Origin of the sequence: Corallococcus praedator (genome assembly GCF_003612125.1) — a bacterium.
GTDB classification, from domain to species: Bacteria; Myxococcota; Myxococcia; order Myxococcales; family Myxococcaceae; genus Corallococcus; species Corallococcus praedator.
Genome location: NZ_RAWI01001485.1, coordinates 1 through 379 on the forward strand (window position 1 = coordinate 1; position 379 = coordinate 379).

Genomic DNA, 379 nt, shown 5'->3' on the forward strand with positions numbered 1-379 from the left:
GCCGTTGGCGGGGTCGAACACGTGGGCGCCGAGGTGTCGGTCGGCCAGCAGCCCGAACAGGGCGGCGGTGAGGACCGGGAAGGCGATGAGGATGAGCAGCGCCGTCACGAAGATGTTCCACGTGAAGATCGGCATCCGGAACATCGTCATGCCGGGCGCGCGCATGCAGACGATGGTGGTGATGAAGTTGACGCCACCGAGGATGGTGCCCAGCCCCGAGACGATGAGGCCGACGATCCACAGGTCGCCACCAGCGCCCGGCGAGTACGTCGCGCTCGACAGCGGCGTGTAGGCGAACCAGCCGAAGTCGGCCGCGCCGCCGGGGGTCAGGAAGCCCGAGACGACGGTCAGGCCGCCGAACAGGAACAGCCAGTACGAG

Annotated in this window: 1 protein-coding gene; it reads right to left on the reverse strand. The window is 68.3% G+C overall.

Going from position 1 to position 379, the window contains the following annotated elements; genetic code table 11:
• Positions 1-379: cbb3-type cytochrome c oxidase subunit I (locus tag D7Y13_RS44995; protein ID WP_208734779.1), on the reverse strand; the 379-nt coding region annotated here is incomplete at both ends.